At 62.5% G+C, this 16,733-nt stretch carries 17 protein-coding genes; 4 read left to right on the top strand and 13 right to left on the bottom strand.

Features of this window, described 5'->3' with window-relative positions; all coding sequences use genetic code 11:
• Positions 1-176: 176 nt before the first annotated feature.
• Both BN1143_RS21050 and BN1143_RS21045 read left to right on the top strand, forming a co-directional pair.
• The gene (locus BN1143_RS21050; protein ID WP_042052106.1) at positions 177-1,166 is read left to right on the top strand and encodes a DUF4382 domain-containing protein; all 990 of its coding nucleotides are present in this window, start codon (positions 177-179) and stop codon (positions 1,164-1,166) included.
• 23 nt (positions 1,167-1,189) lie between these two features.
• Complete coding sequence (locus tag BN1143_RS21045) at positions 1,190-1,453, top strand: Rho-binding antiterminator (RefSeq protein ID WP_042052095.1); 264 nt, start codon at positions 1,190-1,192, stop codon at positions 1,451-1,453.
• Positions 1,454-1,513: 60 nt separating this feature from the next.
• Here BN1143_RS21045 and BN1143_RS21040 read toward each other — a convergent pair whose 3' ends face one another.
• The gene (locus BN1143_RS21040) at positions 1,514-2,260 is read right to left on the bottom strand and encodes a class I SAM-dependent methyltransferase (protein WP_042052104.1); all 747 of its coding nucleotides are present in this window, start codon (positions 2,258-2,260) and stop codon (positions 1,514-1,516) included.
• A 76-nt stretch (positions 2,261-2,336) separates the two neighbouring features.
• Between BN1143_RS21040 and BN1143_RS21035 the strand changes: the two genes are divergently transcribed.
• Positions 2,337-3,077 carry a substrate-binding periplasmic protein gene (locus BN1143_RS21035; protein ID WP_042052093.1) on the top strand — a complete coding sequence of 247 codons (741 nt, stop codon included), beginning with the start codon at positions 2,337-2,339 and terminating at the stop codon, positions 3,075-3,077.
• Between the two features lie 3 nt (positions 3,078-3,080).
• Here BN1143_RS21035 and BN1143_RS21030 read toward each other — a convergent pair whose 3' ends face one another.
• From BN1143_RS21030 to BN1143_RS20975, 12 genes are all read right to left on the bottom strand, one after another.
• A complete protein-coding gene (locus tag BN1143_RS21030) occupies positions 3,081-5,624 on the bottom strand; it encodes a putative bifunctional diguanylate cyclase/phosphodiesterase (protein ID WP_017780570.1) in 2,544 nt (847 codons plus the stop codon).
• Between the two features lie 204 nt (positions 5,625-5,828).
• Positions 5,829-7,871 carry an oligopeptidase A gene (gene prlC / locus BN1143_RS21025; RefSeq protein WP_042052092.1) on the bottom strand — a complete coding sequence of 681 codons (2,043 nt, stop codon included), beginning with the start codon at positions 7,869-7,871 and terminating at the stop codon, positions 5,829-5,831.
• A 227-nt stretch (positions 7,872-8,098) separates the two neighbouring features.
• The gene (gene hemB / locus BN1143_RS21020) at positions 8,099-9,118 is read right to left on the bottom strand and encodes a porphobilinogen synthase (protein WP_042052090.1); all 1,020 of its coding nucleotides are present in this window, start codon (positions 9,116-9,118) and stop codon (positions 8,099-8,101) included.
• Between the two features lie 3 nt (positions 9,119-9,121).
• Entirely contained in the window at positions 9,122-9,907 is a 786-nt protein-coding gene (locus tag BN1143_RS21015; protein ID WP_042052088.1) for a TatD family hydrolase, read from the bottom strand.
• A gap of 111 nt (positions 9,908-10,018) precedes the next feature.
• Positions 10,019-10,774 carry a twin-arginine translocase subunit TatC gene (gene tatC, locus BN1143_RS21010; RefSeq protein WP_005307280.1) on the bottom strand — a complete coding sequence of 252 codons (756 nt, stop codon included), beginning with the start codon at positions 10,772-10,774 and terminating at the stop codon, positions 10,019-10,021.
• On the bottom strand, positions 10,771-11,220 hold the full coding sequence (tatB, locus tag BN1143_RS21005) for a Sec-independent protein translocase protein TatB (protein WP_042052087.1): 450 nt from the start codon (positions 11,218-11,220) through the stop codon (positions 10,771-10,773). The genes tatC and tatB overlap by 4 nt, the downstream gene beginning before the upstream one ends.
• A 3-nt stretch (positions 11,221-11,223) precedes the next feature.
• Positions 11,224-11,475, bottom strand: coding sequence for a Sec-independent protein translocase subunit TatA (gene tatA, locus BN1143_RS21000; protein WP_042052085.1), 252 nt, complete (start codon positions 11,473-11,475; stop codon positions 11,224-11,226).
• A 41-nt stretch (positions 11,476-11,516) separates the two neighbouring features.
• Positions 11,517-13,157 carry a ubiquinone biosynthesis regulatory protein kinase UbiB gene (gene ubiB / locus BN1143_RS20995; protein WP_017783285.1) on the bottom strand — a complete coding sequence of 547 codons (1,641 nt, stop codon included), beginning with the start codon at positions 13,155-13,157 and terminating at the stop codon, positions 11,517-11,519.
• The gene (locus BN1143_RS20990) at positions 13,157-13,765 is read right to left on the bottom strand and encodes a ubiquinone biosynthesis accessory factor UbiJ (RefSeq protein ID WP_042052084.1); all 609 of its coding nucleotides are present in this window, start codon (positions 13,763-13,765) and stop codon (positions 13,157-13,159) included. Before BN1143_RS20990 ends, ubiB begins: the two co-directional genes overlap by 1 nt.
• Positions 13,766-13,773: 8 nt before the next feature.
• Positions 13,774-14,526, bottom strand: coding sequence for a bifunctional demethylmenaquinone methyltransferase/2-methoxy-6-polyprenyl-1,4-benzoquinol methylase UbiE (gene ubiE / locus BN1143_RS20985; protein WP_010635575.1), 753 nt, complete (start codon positions 14,524-14,526; stop codon positions 13,774-13,776).
• A gap of 65 nt (positions 14,527-14,591) precedes the next feature.
• Positions 14,592-14,969 carry a fluoride efflux transporter CrcB gene (crcB, locus tag BN1143_RS20980; protein ID WP_005307266.1) on the bottom strand — a complete coding sequence of 126 codons (378 nt, stop codon included), beginning with the start codon at positions 14,967-14,969 and terminating at the stop codon, positions 14,592-14,594.
• Positions 14,970-15,054: 85 nt separating this feature from the next.
• The gene (locus BN1143_RS20975; RefSeq protein ID WP_042052083.1) at positions 15,055-16,320 is read right to left on the bottom strand and encodes a cytosine deaminase; all 1,266 of its coding nucleotides are present in this window, start codon (positions 16,318-16,320) and stop codon (positions 15,055-15,057) included.
• 92 nt (positions 16,321-16,412) lie between these two features.
• Here BN1143_RS20975 and BN1143_RS20970 point away from each other — a divergent pair, with 92 nt between their 5' ends.
• The gene (locus BN1143_RS20970) at positions 16,413-16,667 is read left to right on the top strand and encodes a hypothetical protein (protein WP_010635577.1); all 255 of its coding nucleotides are present in this window, start codon (positions 16,413-16,415) and stop codon (positions 16,665-16,667) included.
• Positions 16,668-16,733: the final 66 nt, after the last annotated feature.

The raw sequence follows: 16,733 nt of genomic DNA, 5'->3' as shown, positions 1-16,733 counted from the left end.
GACCCAAGGTTCCGACAATCTCTTTCGCAGCCAGCACTGGCGCCACTCAGGCCTGCCCCTTGATTTTATTGGGCTGACGGGCTGATCCCGCCCTTGCGTCTGGGCTCCGCCTCCCCCTTCATGGCCTACGTTCGACTAGAGTAGGGTTGTCTTCACAACCAACCGGAATGGACGCCATGAAACCTTTGACCCTGATCGGACTGACCGCCCTGCTCACCGCCTGCGGCGGCGGGGGCGGCGACAACAGCAGCCAGCCACCACAGGCCCAGCTCTCGCTGGCCTTCTCCGACGCCCCGGTAGATGGCGTCAGCAAGGTCTGCATCGCCGTCTCCAACATCAGCATCCACCCCGTCGCCGGCACCGAGCAGAGCTGGACCACCGCCAGCTTCCTCACCTCGACCCAGGACGATGGTTGCACCCCGAGCGGCGAGACCATTCCGCTCGACAGCGCAGGGAGGCCGCTGTTTACCTACATCGATCTGCTGAGTTATCAGGGGTCCGCCAGTCGCCCCCTGCTGGCCAGCCAGAGCGTGGTGCCCGGCAACTACAGCCAGATGCGGCTGCGGGTGCTGGACGGGCGGGAGGTCGCCAACCAGTTTCTGGACGGCACCCCCTACTCCTACGTCAAGCAGGATGATGGGGTGATCAAGCCGCTGGAGGTGCCCAGCAGCGAGCTCAAGCTGGACGCCTTCACCATCGCCGCCAACGGCCTCAGTGCCTTCACCACCGAATTCGATCTGCGCCAGTCCATGGTGCTGCCAGGCCACGAGCAGTACTACAAGCTCAAACCGAGAGGCGTACGGCTGGTGAACAACACTCAGGTCGCCACCGTCAAGGGCTCGGTCGCGGCCGGGCTGTGCGGTGGCCAGCTGACCGACAAGGCATTCGTCTACTTCTATGACGAGCTGCGCCCGGTGGGTGACGACGCCTATCCCGACATGGCCGACAGCGACAACGGCTTCTACGCCAGCGCTCCCGTACTGCCGCAGACCGGAGGCGGCTTTGGCTACGAGCTGGGATTTGTCAATCTCGGCAGCTACGATCTGGTACTGGTCTGCAACGGCGACGAGGATGATCCGGCAGTGGCCGACGACCCGCTGCAACTGGAACAGGTGCAGAAGGCCCAGACGGTGGTGGCACCCACCACCAGCATCAACTTCCAGTAACGGGCGACAAGGGGGACGACCGCATGAGCAGATACCAACCCATCAGTTGCGATCTCTACGACTGGCTGGAGATCGCCGCCAGCTGGCAGCTGCCGGTCACCCTCACCTGTAAGGATGGCCGCCAGTGGGCGGACAAGATCCGCACCATAGAGGCCAGAGAAGGGGTCGAGTACCTGCTGCTGCACGGTGGCGAACGCCTCAGCCTGGCGGAGCTGGCGACCATGGCGCTCAACTGGCAGGGGGAGGAGAAGCTGGTCCGCTTTGCCCCGCCAGCCGACAGCAAGTAGATGGCAAGAGGGCCAACCTCATCAGGTTGGCCCTCTTCTTTATATCCCTCGCGTGCGGCGTTACCCCGCCAGCGCCGCCATCACGTAGACATCGAAGCGGTTGCTCTTGGTCTCGATGGCCATGCTCGGCTTCTGCTCGTTGAGCCAGCCGGCGTAGTCCGGCCGCTTCACCACTACCCGCCGGTCTGCCATGGTGAGCGCCACCGGCAGCAGGGCATCGGCGTCGAGATCCGCCCCCACCAGCGACTGGAACACCCGCATCTCTTTTTTCACCAGCGCCGACTTCTGCTTGTGGGGGAACATGGGGTCGAGGTAGATGACATCCGGCCGCTCGGCCAATCCCAGCAGGGTCTCCACCGCAGGGCCGTGCAGCAGTTGCATCCGCTCGCGCACCCAGGGGCCGATCTCGGGATCCTGCGCGGCGCGCGCCAGCCCGTCCTGCAACAGAGCGGCCACCACGGGGCTGCGCTCAATCATGGTCACCTTGCAGCCGAGGGAGGCGAGCACGAAGGCATCGCGTCCCAGCCCGGCGGTGGCATCCACCACGGTCGGCATGGCGCCCGCCTTGAGCCCCACCGCCTTGGCGATGGACTGGCCACGGCCACCGCCGAACTTGCGGCGATGAGCCACAGCCCCTTCGACGAAATCCACGTAGACGGCGCCCAGCTTGGGTTCGTCCAGCTTGCGCAGCTCCAGCCGCTCCGGGGTGAACACCAGGGCAAACTGGGGCAGGTCGATCTGGTCAAGCTGGCTGCTCAGGGCTTCTGCCTGGGCCGCCTTGGCGGGGTCTTCGAGGAGGATTTGCATGGGCTCTGGATGCATTCTAAGTTCAGTGAACCGAGTGTATCACAGCCCCTTTGCGTGGCTGTAGGGAGGAAACCCCATGCACCTGCTTATCACCCTGCTGCTTGCCGCCCAGAGCGGCGGCCAGCTCAAGGTCTGTGGCGTTGACTGGCCCCCCTTCTCCTACGCCGAACAGGGCAAGCTGATGGAGGGCATATCGGTCGAGATCCATCAGGAGGTGGCACACCGCCTCGGCATGCAGCTCACCCTGCTCGAACTGCCGTGGGGACGCTGTGAACAGTACGTCAACACCGAGCTGGCGGACGGCATTCTCGACAACGCGCCCCTCCCCGGCTGCTACCACTCCGATCTTGCCACCGCCTTCTACCCGCTGGCCGCCTATGTGCGCAGCGACAGTCCGCTGCAAACCTTCTCGTGGGAGATGGCCAAGGGGCTGAAAGTGGGGATGGTCAGGGGCTATGACTACACCGACAGGATCAAGCACTTCACCGGCTGGGTGCCCATCAAGGCCCACTCCGACAAGCAGCTGCTGCTGATGCTGGAGAAGAGCCGGGTCGACCTGATAGTGCTGGATTACTTCTCGGCCCCCATTCTCTCCAGAGAGCAGGACGTCAAGATCCGCGCGCTCACTCCCTTTCTCGACTCGACTCCGCTCTACCTCTGCTTCGGCAAGCAGAAGGCTGACCTGCTGCCCGCCTACAACAAGGCGCTGCAGCAGATGCTGGACGAAGGGGTGCTGGATCGCATCTATCTGCGCTATCTCGGGGAGGATTACCGGACACTGAAGGAGAAACAGGAGAGGATGAAAGCGGCGCAGTAAGGGTCAGCTGGTCTGCAAGAACATGCTCTTATCGTTGAGCTGCAAATACTCGGTGAGGTCGTCGTAGGCGAGCGGCCGGCTCAGCAGATAACCCTGGGTGAAGGCACACCCCTTCTGGCAGAGGAAGTTGAGCTGCTCGCGGGTCTCCACCCCCTCGATCACCACCTGCATGCCGAGGTTGTGCACTATGTTGATGATGCCGTCCAGCAGCAGCCGGTCCTGCTCGTTGAACGGGATGTGGCGCACGAAGGCCCGGTCGATCTTCACCAGGTCCACCGGGAAGTTGCGCAGATAATTGAGCGCCGAGTAGCCGGTACCGAAGTCGTCGATGGCCAGCTTGCAGCCTGCCTCGCGCAGGGCATCGATCCGCACCCTGTGCTGATCGCTGGTCTCCATCAGCAGGGATTCGGTGATCTCGATGACGATGTCCGCCGGGTCCAGTCCGAAGTGGTGGATCACCTTGAGCCACTCGCTCGCCTCCGGATCTATGGTCTGGAACTCCAGGGTGGAGCGGTTGATGGACATCTGCAGATCCGGGAAGCCGGATTGCTGCAGCCGCGCCAGATCCCGGCACGACTGCCACAGCACCAGCGCCCCCAGCCCCTGGATGAGCCCGGCCTCCTCCGCCAGCGGGATGAAGTCCGCCGGCGACACCTGACCCCAGTGCGGGTGATACCAGCGCACCAGCGCCTCCAGCTTGGCGACCCGGCCGCTGCGGTTGTCCCAGATCGGCTGGTAGGCCATGGTCAGCTGCTCGAGCTTGATCGCCTCCGCCAGATCCTGCTGCATCTGGTGACGCTGGCGCACCTCTTCGCGCATGGAGGCGCAGTAGCTGCCGAGCAGCCTTCCCTGCCGCTTGGCGGCAAACAGCGCCTGCTCGGCGTTGCGCAGCAGCTCGTCGCTCTCCAGCCCATCGCCCGGGCAGAGGGTGATGCCGATGGTAGCCGTCACGTAGAGGTGCTGGTTGGCCAGCATGAAGGGGCGGGCGAAGCCGCCGACCACCTGCTTGGCAAACACCTCGGCCTGGCGGCGGTTGACGATGCCGGGCACCAGGAAGGCGAACTCGTCGCCGCCGATGCGGGCCACCAGATCTTCGGTGCGCACCCGGCTCACCAGCCGATCCGACACCTCCCGCAGCAGGGCGTCACCGGCATGGTGATCCATGCTGTTGTTGACCGCCTTGAAGTTGTTGAGGTCGAGCACCATCAGCGCGAAGCGCTCGCCCCGCTCGCAGAAGCGGCTGAGGCAGCGGCCGAACAGCCAGCGGTTGGGCAGCCCGGTGAGATTGTCGTAGTTGGCCTGGGCGGCGATCTTCTGCTCCGCCAGCTTGGTCTGGGAGAGATCGCTGAAGATGGCGATGTACTGGCTGATCCGCCCCCCTTCCCGCAGGGTGCTGATCATCAGCTGCTGGGGGTAGAGCTTGCCGTTCTTGCGCTTGTTCCACACCTCGCCGCGCCAGACCCCCACCCGCTCCAGCGCGTGGTACATGTCGGCGTAGAAGGCCTGATCGTGCAAGCCGGACTTGAGCAGGCTGGGGCGCTGGCCGCACACCTCCTCCTCGCTGTAGCCGGTGATCTGTTCGAACGCCGGGTTGACCGAGATGATGCGACTGTCGGCGTCGCACACCAGGATAGCCTCTGACAAGTTGTCATAGACCCGGTGGGAGAGCTTGAGCTGCTCGGCGTGACGTTTGAGGGGGTCTATGTTCTCCAGCACCACCATCAGGTAGTCGGGCTGCAATTGGTCGTCCCGCACCAGGGTCACGGTAACCCGCCCCCACAGCAGCTGGCCGTCACGGTGCAGATAACGCTTCTCCTGGGTGAAGGCGGTACGCTCGCCACGCCTGAGCTCCTCATAGCAGGCGACGCTGCGCAGCCAGTCTTCCGGATGATTGAGTTCGGCGGCGTTGCGATGAACCAGCTCCTCCTGGCTGTAGCCCAGCATCTTTTCGATGGCCGGATTGGTCCAGAGGATCTTGCCGTCCAGATCGAGCTTGCCGATCCCCACCGGGGCGTGGGACATCATGGTGTGCAGAAAATCGTGGTACTCGGGCTGGGGCGGCGCCGGCTGCTGCAGCATCAGCGCCAGTTCGCGTCCGGCCAGCGGAGCCAGCAGGCGCAGCAGGCCCATCACCTTGTCCATGTTGGTGAGCGGCCGCTTGAACAGCAGGCTGCAGATGCCCACTGTCTCCCCCTGCGCACTCTTGAGGGCGATGCCGGCATAGGCCTGGATCTGCCAGGCCTGCAACACGGCGGCGTGGGGGAACAGCTGCTGTACCCGATCGCTGAACCAGGCCTCGCCCTCCTGCAGGGTGATCTCCCCCAGGGTGGCGCTGACCGGAAAACTGAAGCGGGTCGTATCGAGAGAGACAGGATAGGTTGCATGCACCTTGCAGGAGAGCCCCGCTTGATCCCTACCCGAAATCAGGACGAAGTCGGCCCCGACCGCTGCTGCGATTTCACTCACAAAGGTATCGAAATATCCCTGACCACTCGAATGAGACAGACTTGAGATGATTTGATAGACAGACTCGAGTGCTCGCCTCATGGCAAGGTTCTTTCTCTCCTTGGAAGGTAGACCCCGACTCTACTGAAGAGGCGGGAACAGTGCAAACATGCTATCCGCAAGATATTAAAATGCCTTGAGAAAAGGGACCAAAAGGTCCCTTTTTATCTCAAAAATCACGCGGTGATCGCACTCTGTGGCAGAGGTGTACCTGCTTGAAGCTCACGCCTGGCGGGGCCTGCAGCCTCATGCGGCAATCCCGCTGTGGCGCAACAAGGCATCCACCTGAGGCTCACGGCCACGGAAGGCGCGGAACAGCTCCATCGGCTCCTTGGAACCGCCCTTCTCCAAGATGTTCTTCAGGAAGGAGTGGCCGGTCACCGGGTTGAAGATCCCCTCCTCCTCGAAGCGGGAGAAGGCGTCGGCGGAGAGCACTTCCGCCCACTTGTAGCTGTAGTAGCCCGCCGCATAACCGCCGGCGAAGATGTGGGAGAAGCTGTGCTGGAAGCGGTTGAAGGCCGGCGGCGTCATCACCGCCACCTCGCGACGCACCTCGTCCAGCAGCGCCGGGATCTGATCCGCATTGGTCGGGTCAAACTCCTGGTGCAGACGGAAGTCGAACAGGGCGAACTCCAGCTGGCGCAGCATCTGCATGGCCGCCTGGAAGTTGCGGGCGGTCAGCATCTTCTCCAGCAGATCGGCTGGCAGCGGCTCGCCGGTCTCGTGATGGCCGGAGATGAAGGCCAGTGCCTCGGACTCCCAGCACCAGTTCTCGAGGAACTGACTCGGCAGCTCCACCGCGTCCCAGGCCACGCCGTTGATGCCGGCCACGCCGGCCACGTCGATCCGGGTCAGCATGTGGTGAATGCCGTGACCGAACTCGTGGAACAGGGTGACCACTTCGTTGTGGGTGAACAGGGCCGGTTTGCCATCCACCGGGCCGTTGAAGTTGCAGGTCAGGTAGGCCACCGGCTTTTGCAGCGAGCCGTCCTGACGGTAGCGACGACCCAGGCAGACATCCATCCAGGCGCCGCCCTGCTTGTGCTCACGGGCATAGAGGTCGAGGTAGAAGCTGCCGCGCAGCTCGTCCTCGGCGTCGAAGATGTCGTAGAAGCGCACGTCCGGGTGCCAGGTGTCGATGCCGAGGCGCTCGCGCACCTTCATGCCGAACACCCGCTTGACCACCTCGAACAGCCCTTTCACCACCTTGCCGGCGGGGAAGTAGGGGCGCAGCTGCTCGTCGGAGATGGAGAACTTGTGCTGCTTGAGCTTCTCGGCGTAATAGGGAATATCCCAGGCCGCCAGCTCGCTCTGGCCGTGCTGTTCGCTGGCGAAGGCGCGGATCTCTTCGAGCTCGGCCTTGCCCTGCGACAGGGAGCGGCGCGCCAGATCGGTGAGGAAGTTCACCACCTGCTCCGGCTTGTCCGCCATCTTGGTGGCAAGGGAGAGCTCGGCGTAGTTGGCAAAGCCGAGCAGCTGGGCCAGCTCGCGGCGCAGGGTGAGCAGCTCGGTCATGATGGCGGAGTTGTCCCACTTGCCGGCATTAGGGCCCTGGTCGGAGGCGCGGGTGGTGAAGGCCTCGTACAGCTCGGCGCGCAGGGCGCGGTTGTCGGCATACATCATCACCGGCAGGTAGGAGGGGATGTCCAGAGTGAACAGCCAGCCTTCCTTGCCCTTCAGCTCGGCCAGCTGGCGAGCGGCGGCCTGTGCACTCGCAGGCAGCCCGGCCAGCTCAGCCTCGTCGGTAACCAGCTTGCTCCAACCCTGGGTCGCGTCCAGCACGTTGTTGCTGAAACGGGAGGCCAGCTCGGAGAGACGGGCCTGTATCTCGCCGTAGCGCTGCTGTGCCTCGGCAGGCAGGCCGATGCCAGACAGGCGAAAATCGCGCAGGGTATTCTGGATCTCCTTGCGCTGGGCGGCGCTCAGCAGGGGGAAATCGTCGCTCTCGGAGAGAGCCAGGTAGGCTTGATAGAGCCCTTCGTGCTGGCCGACATAGGTCTGGAATTCGGACAGCAGCGGCAGGCAGGCGTCGTGGGCCTCGCGCAGCGCCTCGCTGTTGAGCACGGAGTTGAGGTGGCTGACCGGCGACCAGATCCGGGACAGACGGTCATTTACCTCTTCCAGCGGGGCGATCAGGCTGTCCCAGGTATGGGGCTCGCGCTGGGCCAGCACATCGCTGATCTTCTGTTTGCAATCGGCAATGGCCTGCGTCACGGCAGGCTGTACCTGGTCGGGCTGGATCTGGCTGAACGGGGGCAGCGAGTCCATTGTCAGCAAAGGGTTAGTCATCCGGCAATACCTCTAAATTCTCTACAGCCCCTGCCGTCCAGAAGCTTGCTTGGACTACCTAAGATGTAGGCAGAAACCCCATTAATCAAGCCTTTGCCATCGAGAGCGAGGGCCGCTGCCCACATTTGGTCAAAAGGTGCGCACAAAACGACCAGATAGCCCCCCAGAAACGACAATGCCGGCCCCGGGGCCGGCATTGTCTGCATTGCACTGAAGGCGTCCTGCCATCAGGTCCGGGCATCTTCCTTCAGCCACTGCGCCACGCGCTTGGCGAAGTAGGTGAGGATGCCGTCGGCCCCGGCCCGCTTGAAGCAGAGCAGGGACTCCATGATGCTCTCCTTCTCCTTCAGCCAGCCGTTCTGGATCGCCGCCATGTGCATGGCGTACTCGCCGCTCACCTGGTAGGCAAAGGTCGGCACGCCGAACTGATCCTTCACCTGGCGGATCACGTCCAGATAGGGCATGCCCGGCTTGACCATCACGCTGTCGGCCCCTTCCTGGATATCCAGCGCCACCTCGTGCAGGGCTTCGTTGCTGTTGGCCGGATCCATCTGATAGGTGGCCTTGTTGCTCTTGCCGAGGTTGCCGGCCGAGCCGACCGCGTCGCGGAACGGGCCGTAGTAGCAGGAAGCGTACTTGGCGGAGTAGGCCATGATCTGGGTGTTGATGAAGCCGTTCTCTTCCAGCGCCGCGCGAATGGCACCGATACGGCCATCCATCATGTCGGACGGCGCCACGATATCGACCCCGGCGGCAGCATGGGAGAGCGCCTGTTTCACCAGGATTTCGGTGGTGATGTCGTTCAGCACATAGCCTTCATCATCGATGATGCCATCCTGACCGTGGGTGGTAAACGGGTCGAGCGCCACGTCGGTGATGACCCCCAGCTCCGGGAAGCGGGCCTTCAAGGCACGCACTGTGCGCTGGGCCAGCCCGTCCGGGTTGTAGGCCTCTTCCGCCAGCAGGCTCTTCTGCTCCAGCGGGGTGACCGGGAACAGGGCGATGGCCGGCACGCCAAGTGCCACCAGTTCGGCGGCCTCCTCCAGCAACAGATCGATGGAGAGACGCTCCACCCCCGGCATGGAGGGGACGGCTTCACGGCGGTTCTCCCCCTCCAGCACGAACACGGGGTAGATGAGATCATTGGCGGTCAGTACGTTCTCGCGCACCAGACGACGGCTGAAATCATGTTTGCGCACCCGGCGCAGGCGGCGGCCCGGAAAGGCGCCTGGAAGAGTTGTAGCCATGAGTCACTCCAAAAGAGGAAGTTGGAAAAATGCGGCGGAGGTGGCCCGGGTATGGGCCAGCAAGGCCTCGGGCGCTTCACCACGGCAGGCCGCCACCACCTGGGCGATGTGCGGCAAAAAAGCGGGTTCGTTGCGTTTGGGTCTGGGTTTCAGATCCCGCGGCACCAGGTAGGGGGCGTCCGTCTCTATCATCAGCCGGCCGGCCGGAATGCGGGCCACCTGTTCACGCAACTGCTGACCGCGGCGTTCGTCGCAGAGCCAGCCGGTCACCCCGATATGCAGCCCCAGCGCCAGACACTGGTCCAGCTCCTCATCGGAGCCAGTGAAGCAGTGCAGCACGGCCCCCGGCAGTTTGGGCAGCCAGGGGCGCAGGATCTCGATGAAACGGGCGTGGGCATCGCGGCAATGGAGAAACACCGGCATCCCGAGCTCGGCGGCCAGCGCCAGCTGGGCGTCGAACACCGCGTCCTGCACCGGACGGGGCGAGAAGTCGCGGTTGTAGTCGAGACCGCACTCGCCGATGGCCACCACCTGTGGCAGCGCCGCCAGCTCACGCAGGGCGGGCAGGGTCGCCTCATCGACGCTCTTGGCATCGTGGGGATGGACCCCGGCGGTGGAGAAACAGTAGCCAGGCCAGCGGGCGGCCAGGGTGGCGCTCTCGTGACTGCCGATCAGATCGGTGCCGGTCAGGATCAGCGCCTCCACCCCGGCGGCGCGGGCGCGGGCCACCAGATCGGCCTGTTCATCGGCGAACTGGCTGCTGGTCAGGTTTACACCTATGTCGATCATGGGGTCAGCGGGTCCGAACAAAAGGAAGACATATCAGGTATTTGAAAACCATCTACTCGATGGGGCCTTACCATACGCCTCGAACGGGAGCATGAAAAGAGGAAGGGAGCCTCAGCTCCCCTCTTCCGTTGATTCCTGTTGCTCCTCGTCCTCTTTCTTCACGTAAAAGCGGGCGAAGAACAGACCTATCTCCCACAAAGCCCACATGGGGATCGCGAGCAGGGTCTGGGAAAAGACATCGGGCGGCGTCAACAGCATGCCGACCACGAACACCCCGACGACGACGTAGGGACGCTTCTCCTTCAGGCTCTTGGGGGTGGTCACCCCGGTCCAGCACAGCAGTATGGTGGCTACCGGAATTTCGAACGCCACCCCGAATGCGAAGAACAGGGTCAGCACGAAGTCCAGATAGCTGGCGATGTCGGTCGCCACCGTTACCCCGGCGGGCGCGGTGCTGGTGAAGAAACCGAACACCAGCGGGAACACCACGTAGTAGGCAAACGCCATGCCGGCGTAGAACAGCACGGCACTGGAGGCGACCAGCGGCATGATGAGACGCCGTTCATGCTGGTACAGACCGGGGGCGATGAAGGCCCAAGCCTGGTAGAGCAGATAGGGGATCGCCACGAAGAAGGAGACCACCAGGGTCAGCTTGATGGGCGTCAGGAAGGGCGTCGCCACGTCCGTCGCTATCATGCTGGTCCCTTCCGGCAGCTGGCTGAGCAGCGGCTGGGCCACGAAGTCGTAGATGTTGTTGGAGAAGTAGATCAGCGCGATGAACACCAGCAGGATGGCAGTGATGGAACGCAGCAGGCGCGTTCTCAGCTCCACCAGGTGGCTGATCAGAGGTTGCTCGGCCTGACTCATGGCTGCTTCACCTCCCCTTGTTCGGTACGTGGCTGGGCACCGGAGCGCTCATCCACGATCGCAGTCTGTTCCGGCGCGGCCGCCGCGGCGGCTGGCGGCACCGGCTCCTCCTTCACCTGGGCCGATGCCGGTGCAGGATGGATGGTGTTTTGCTGTTCGTATGGACGGGTCACCGATTGTGCGGCCGCTTTCAGCTGCTCGATAGACTCCTGCAGCTCGGGGCTCAGGTTGTTCATCTGCAGCTGTTCGGCCTTCTTCAGGTCGTTGTGCAGATCCTGCAACTTGAGCTCCTGCTCCAGCTCGGCCTTGACCGAGTTGGCGGTGCTGCGGATCAGTCTGATCCAGTGGCTGGCGGTACGGATCGCCACGGGCAGCCGCTCGGGGCCGAGCACCACCAGGGCGACGACACCAATGACAACCAGCTCCCAGAAACCGATATCGAACATGGCTTAGGCCTGATCTTTATCTTTCTGCTTGGCGGCATCGCTAGGCTGGCCGGCCGCTTCGTTCAGCTGCTTCGGCGGAAACTCGGCATCCTTCTGCTCGGACTTGGCATCGCTCGGCTCGTCGGAGATTGCCTTCTTGAAACCCTTGACCGCGGCGCCCAGATCACCACCGATGCCACGCAGCTTCTTGGTACCAAACAGCAGCACGACGATGACTGCGATGATCAACAATTGCCAAATACTGATACCACCCATGATGTTTATCTCCAGGACAGGCGCCCGCTGGCGCGGTTTATTTAATGAGAACGGGTCCGCAACCAACCCAGCAGCCAGCATAACCCGGCGCCGGCGAGGCTGATTTGTCCCCACTCAATGTGTTGTTTTTGGGTCAGCAAGAATACACCGGCCAATAGCAGGCTGGCTCCAACCCCTAAGAGGTAGCGAGCCTGTCCCTGCCGACGGCTGTGACGGCGGAACTCGGCGAACATCTGGTCGAAATGGTGCTGTTGATGGCGAGTCTGGCGCAGGGTCTCGTAGACCAGCTCCGGCAGTTCCGGCAGCTTCTCCGCCCAGAATGGCGCCTTCTCCTTGATGGCGGTCCACACCGCCTTGGGCCCCACCTGCTGGTACATCCAGTTTTCCAGATAGGGTTTGGCGGTCTGCCACAGATCCAGCTGGGGATAGAGCTGACGACCCAGCCCTTCCACATAGAGCAGGGTTTTCTGCAGCAACACCAGCTGCGGCTGCACCTGCATGTTGAAGCGACGGGCGGTGTTGAAAAGGTTGAGCAGCACGTGGCCGAACGAGATCTCGGAGAGCGGCTTCTCGAAGATGGGCTCGAGCACGGTGCGGATGGCGAACTCGAACTCGTCCACCTTGGTATCGGGCGGCACCCAGCCGGACTCCACGTGCAGCTCGGCCACCCGGCGGTAGTCGCGGTTGAAGAAGGCGAGGAAGTTCTCCGCCAGGTAGCGCTTGTCTTCCCGGTTGAGGGTGCCGACGATGCCGCAGTCGATGCCGATCCAGAGCGGATTCTCGGGGTGCTCATAGGAGACGAAGATGTTGCCCGGGTGCATGTCGGCGTGGAAGAAGCTGTCGCGGAACACCTGGGTGAAGAACACCTCCACCCCGCGCTCGGCCAGCAGCTTCATGTTGGTGCCGTTGGCCTCCAGCGCCGCGATGTCGGAGACCGGAATGCCGTAGATCCGCTCCATCACCAGCACCTGCTCGCGGCAGTGCTCGGTGAACACCTCGGGCACGTAGAGCGCCTCTGAGCCGGTGAAGTTGCGGCGCAGCTGGATGGCGTTGGCCGCCTCCCGCATCAGGTTGAGCTCGTCGAGGATGGTCTTGCGATACTCCTCCACCACCTCGATGGGGCGCAGTCGTCCGCTCTGGGGCACGAAACGGGCCACCAGGCGGGCCAGCGCCTGCATCAGCCGCAGGTCGGCCTCGATGACCGGTTCTATATCGGGGCGGATCACCTTGATGACGATCTCGCGGCCGTTCTCCTTCAGCCTGGCGGTATGCACCTGGGCGATGGAGGCGGACGCCAGCGGCGTCTCGTCGAAGTCGTCAAACAGTGTCTCGATGGTGCAGCCCAGGCTCGCCTCGATCTGGCGACGGGCGGCCTGACCGCAGAAGGGGGGCACCCTGTCCTGCAGCAAGGCCAGCTCTTCGGCGATATCCGGCGGCAGCAGATCGCGCCGGGTCGAGAGCATCTGACCGAACTTGATGAAGATGGGGCCGAGCGCCTCAAAGGCGAGCCGGATACGAGCACCACGGCTCAGCTCCTGGCGTTTGTTCTTGAGCCAGAACAGGCTGCGGCGGGCCAGCCGGCCGGGCCAGGGCTGGTAACGGGCGGGCACCAGCTCGTCGATACCCTGCTCCAGCAGGATGCTGATGATGCGATAGAGGCGCTTGAACTCCTTCGGTGTCATCAGGCTACCCGCTGTTCGAAGCGGGCCAGCCGCAGCTCGACCGCTTTCATCTGTTGCGCCAGCAGCTCGACATCGTCGTTGAAGCTGGCCACTTCCAGCGGACCCGGCGCAAGCCGGATCTCTTCGGTCAGGTACTCGGCCAGCTGACGCTGGCTGCGGCACAGTTCACGGCCCAGCAAGCGACGCGCCTGACGGGCACCACGCAGCAGGGTGTGGGCCAGCACGTCGCCGGTATAGCGGGACAGCTCCTCTTCCCAGTCGATGTCGAGCTCACCCAGCAGCACGCTGAACGCCTGCACCAGCTGGGGGTCGCCGCTCAGATCCAGCTTCTCCTCGCGGATGTAGCGGGTCAGGGCAGAGGGATCCTTGAGCAGGCCGAGGGCGGTCAGGGAGAGGCTCAGCACCGCATCGGCCTCCCCTTCAAACTTGGCCAGCACATCCAGCCGGCGCCCGGAGAAGACAAACCAGAGCGGCTTGAGCTCGCGCAGCTCCAGCTTGAGTACCTTGCCCGCCAGCTTGCGCAACCGCTCGGGGCTCTGCTTGTCCAGTTCCAGCAGCCGGTTGAGGCTGGTTTCGATCACCGCGGTGACCATGGCATCCATCGGCATAGGCGACCTTAAAACTTGTAACCGCGGTGCAGGGCGACCACGCCCTGGGTCAGGTTGTAGAACTCCACCTGCTCGAAACCGACATTTTCCATCATGCCGGCCAGGGTCTGCTGATCCGGGTGCATGCGGATGGATTCCGCCAGGTATTTGTAGCTTTCGCTGTCGTTCGCGACGATTTCGCCCATTTTCGGCAGCAGTTTGAAGGAGTAAAGGTCATAGAGCTTGGCGATCACTTCGCTCACCGGCTTGGAGAACTCCAGCACCAGCAGACGGCCGCCCGGCTTCAGTACCCGGAACATGGAGGCGAGCGCCTTGTCCTTGTCGGTAACGTTGCGCAGGCCGAAGCCGATGGTGATGACGTCGAAATGGTTGTCCGGGAAGGGGAGCGCCTCGGCGTTGGCCTGAACGTAGGAGACGTTGTTGGCCACCCCCAGGTTGCGCAGCTTGTCGCGACCCACCTTGAGCATGGAATCGTTGATGTCGGCCAGCACCACCTGACCGGTTTCACCCACGATGCGGGAGAACTTGGCGGTCAGATCGCCGGTACCACCGGCCAGATCCAGCACCTTCTGGCCCTTGCGCACACCGGAGCAGTCGATGGTGAAGCGCTTCCACAGGCGGTGGATGCCGAACGACATCAGATCGTTCATCAGATCATACTTGGCTGCCACCGAATGGAAGACGCCGGCGACCAGGGTTTCCTTCTCGGTCGCGGCCACGGTTTTAAAGCCAAAATGCGTTGTCGTAGTCTGTTCTGACATCCCTTAAACACCCATAGAGCAAAGAATGGCCGCCAGTTTACCAGAGCCAATGGCGTGCGGACACCTTAAACCCGGCTGGCGACCAACTGCATCCCCAGCACCACCATGGCCAGACAGAGAAACAGGTTGAGGCCGATGTTGAGCAGCGCCTTGAGATAAGCGCCATGCTGGGCCAGCGCTACCGTGTCCAGCGCAAAAGAGGAGAAGGTGGTGAGGGCACCGAGGATCCCCACCATCAACAGCGGCTTCATCGGGTGTTCGGCTATGTGGCCGTGCAGGATGAGGGCGTAGGCTACCCCCATGATGAAGGAGCCGATCAGATTGACCATCAGGGTGCCGTAGGGGAAGTGGCGCCCCAGCAGCAGCGCCATCAGCTCGGCGATGCCAAAACGCAGGCAGGCACCGATGGCTCCGCCGGCAGCAACAAATAACCAGGTTTGCATGGAAGCAGACTCCACAGTATCAGGCCGACATTATGCAAAATGTCGACCCGGGGGGACAGCAGGGCAATTAATCGACGCCCTCGGCTCAACGGCGAAAATCGACCGGTTCGCTCTGCGCCAGGTGCAGCGTAGTTTGGGCCGGCCTGGTCTCGGCAATCAGTTTGCCATGGCGAATGGAGTAGCGTACCGGCACCTGGCGGCGCACCGCATCGAAGCCGTTTTCGGCAGGCAGGATCAGCAGGTTGGCCGGTTTGCCCAGCTCGATGCCGTAGCGATCCTGCACATTCAGGGTGCGGGCGCTGTGACTGCCGATCAGCTTGAGGCTGTCGTTGATCTCTTCGTACCCCATGATCTGGCAGACATGCAGCCCCATGTGCAACACCTGCAGCATGTTGGCCGTCCCCATGGGATACCAGGGGTCGAACACATCGTCGTGACCGAAGCAAACGTTGATGTTCGCCGCCAGCATCTCCTTCACCCGGGTGATGCCGCGACGCTTGGGATAACTGTCGAACCGCCCCTGCAGGTGGATATTCACCAGCGGATTGGCGACGAAGTTGAGGTCCGCCAGCTTCAACAGCCGGAACAGGCGCGACGCATAGGCCCCGTTGTAGGAGTGCATGGCGGTGGTGTGGCTGGCGGTCACCTGCTGACCCATGCCGCGCTCGTAGGCCAGGGTCGCCAGCGTCTCGATGAAGCGGGACTGCTCGTCATCGATCTCGTCACAGTGCACATCCACCAGAACCTGATACTTCTCGGCAAGATCGAACACATAGTGCAGACTTTCGACCCCGTATTCCCGGGTAAACTCGAAATGGGGGATGGCACCGATCACGTCGGCACCCAGCTTGAGGGCCTCTTCCAGCAACGCCTTGCCGTTCGGGTAGGAGAGGATCCCCTCCTGCGGAAAGGCGACGATCTGCAGCTCCACCCACTCCTTCATCTCTTCCCTCACCTCCAGCATCGCCTTGAGAGCGACCAGATTGGGATCGGAGACATCGACGTGGGTACGGACGAACTGGATACCGTTGGCGATCTGCCACTTCAGCGTCTGGATGGCGCGCCGTTTCACATCCTCGTGGGTCAACAGTGCCTTGCGCTCGGCCCAGCGTTCTATCCCCTCGAACAGGGTGCCGGAGAGGTTCCAGCTCGGCTCGCCCGCCGTCTGGGTGGTATCGAGATGGATGTGCGGTTCGATAAAGGGGGCAATGGCGAGCCCCTCCTCCCCATCCAGCTCATGGGTGGAGAGCAGATGAGTGCTCATGGGCTCGATGGCACGGATCAGGCCATCCTGGCAGAGGATCTGCCAGGTCCCCTCCCTGCCGGCCAGGCGCAGGTTCTTTATCAGCATGTTTTTCTTCCTTTTTTCAGCCGCCAATTGCTTTTTCAAACCACAACTTAGCTTGGATCAATTTGATAGAAAAGCGTTCATATTGAATACATATGAGACTGTTACTATTGATAGACAGCAACAATAAAAGGGAGTTGATTGGGATGAAAGCAGGATTGACCGAGATCGGCAGCGCAGGCTTGTTTCACGAGTATCTGCAGACGCTGGGCATCAGCAAGCCACCGTTGACCTCGATAGAGAAGCAGTGGGAATACAAGCGCGATGAACGACTGGTGGCCGCCATCCAGATAGAAGCTTCTGGGCAGCCCCGTTTCTATCTCGATGCCAGACAGATATCGATGAATTGAAAAAGCAGAAACAAAAAAGCCTCCCGATTGGGAGGCTTTAATATTTAATGGTGCTGATACCCAGAA

Source organism: Aeromonas dhakensis (assembly GCF_000820305.1).
Taxonomy (GTDB): domain Bacteria; phylum Pseudomonadota; class Gammaproteobacteria; order Enterobacterales; family Aeromonadaceae; genus Aeromonas; species Aeromonas dhakensis.
The sequence above is the reverse complement of the archived record's forward strand: the minus strand, read 5'-3'. Positions and strand labels throughout refer to the sequence as shown.

Excerpts from the sequence above, each read along its gene's own strand:
- BN1143_RS21050 (WP_042052106.1), top strand. The coding sequence starts at position 177 with ATGAAACCTTTGACCCTGATCGGACTGACCGCCCTGCTCACCGCCTGC.
- BN1143_RS21045 (WP_042052095.1), top strand. The coding sequence starts at position 1,190 with ATGAGCAGATACCAACCCATCAGTTGCGATCTCTACGACTGGCTGGAG.
- BN1143_RS21040 (WP_042052104.1), bottom strand. The coding sequence starts at position 2,260 with ATGCAAATCCTCCTCGAAGACCCCGCCAAGGCGGCCCAGGCAGAAGCC.
- BN1143_RS21035 (WP_042052093.1), top strand. The coding sequence starts at position 2,337 with ATGCACCTGCTTATCACCCTGCTGCTTGCCGCCCAGAGCGGCGGCCAG.
- BN1143_RS21030 (WP_017780570.1), bottom strand. The coding sequence starts at position 5,624 with ATGAGGCGAGCACTCGAGTCTGTCTATCAAATCATCTCAAGTCTGTCT.
- prlC (WP_042052092.1), bottom strand. The coding sequence starts at position 7,871 with ATGACTAACCCTTTGCTGACAATGGACTCGCTGCCCCCGTTCAGCCAG.
- hemB (WP_042052090.1), bottom strand. The coding sequence starts at position 9,118 with ATGGCTACAACTCTTCCAGGCGCCTTTCCGGGCCGCCGCCTGCGCCGG.
- BN1143_RS21015 (WP_042052088.1), bottom strand. The coding sequence starts at position 9,907 with ATGATCGACATAGGTGTAAACCTGACCAGCAGCCAGTTCGCCGATGAA.
- tatC (WP_005307280.1), bottom strand. The coding sequence starts at position 10,774 with ATGAGTCAGGCCGAGCAACCTCTGATCAGCCACCTGGTGGAGCTGAGA.
- tatB (WP_042052087.1), bottom strand. The coding sequence starts at position 11,220 with ATGTTCGATATCGGTTTCTGGGAGCTGGTTGTCATTGGTGTCGTCGCC.
- tatA (WP_042052085.1), bottom strand. The coding sequence starts at position 11,475 with ATGGGTGGTATCAGTATTTGGCAATTGTTGATCATCGCAGTCATCGTC.
- ubiB (WP_017783285.1), bottom strand. The coding sequence starts at position 13,157 with ATGACACCGAAGGAGTTCAAGCGCCTCTATCGCATCATCAGCATCCTG.
- BN1143_RS20990 (WP_042052084.1), bottom strand. The coding sequence starts at position 13,765 with ATGCCGATGGATGCCATGGTCACCGCGGTGATCGAAACCAGCCTCAAC.
- ubiE (WP_010635575.1), bottom strand. The coding sequence starts at position 14,526 with ATGTCAGAACAGACTACGACAACGCATTTTGGCTTTAAAACCGTGGCC.
- crcB (WP_005307266.1), bottom strand. The coding sequence starts at position 14,969 with ATGCAAACCTGGTTATTTGTTGCTGCCGGCGGAGCCATCGGTGCCTGC.
- BN1143_RS20975 (WP_042052083.1), bottom strand. The coding sequence starts at position 16,320 with ATGCTGATAAAGAACCTGCGCCTGGCCGGCAGGGAGGGGACCTGGCAG.
- BN1143_RS20970 (WP_010635577.1), top strand. The coding sequence starts at position 16,413 with ATGAGACTGTTACTATTGATAGACAGCAACAATAAAAGGGAGTTGATT.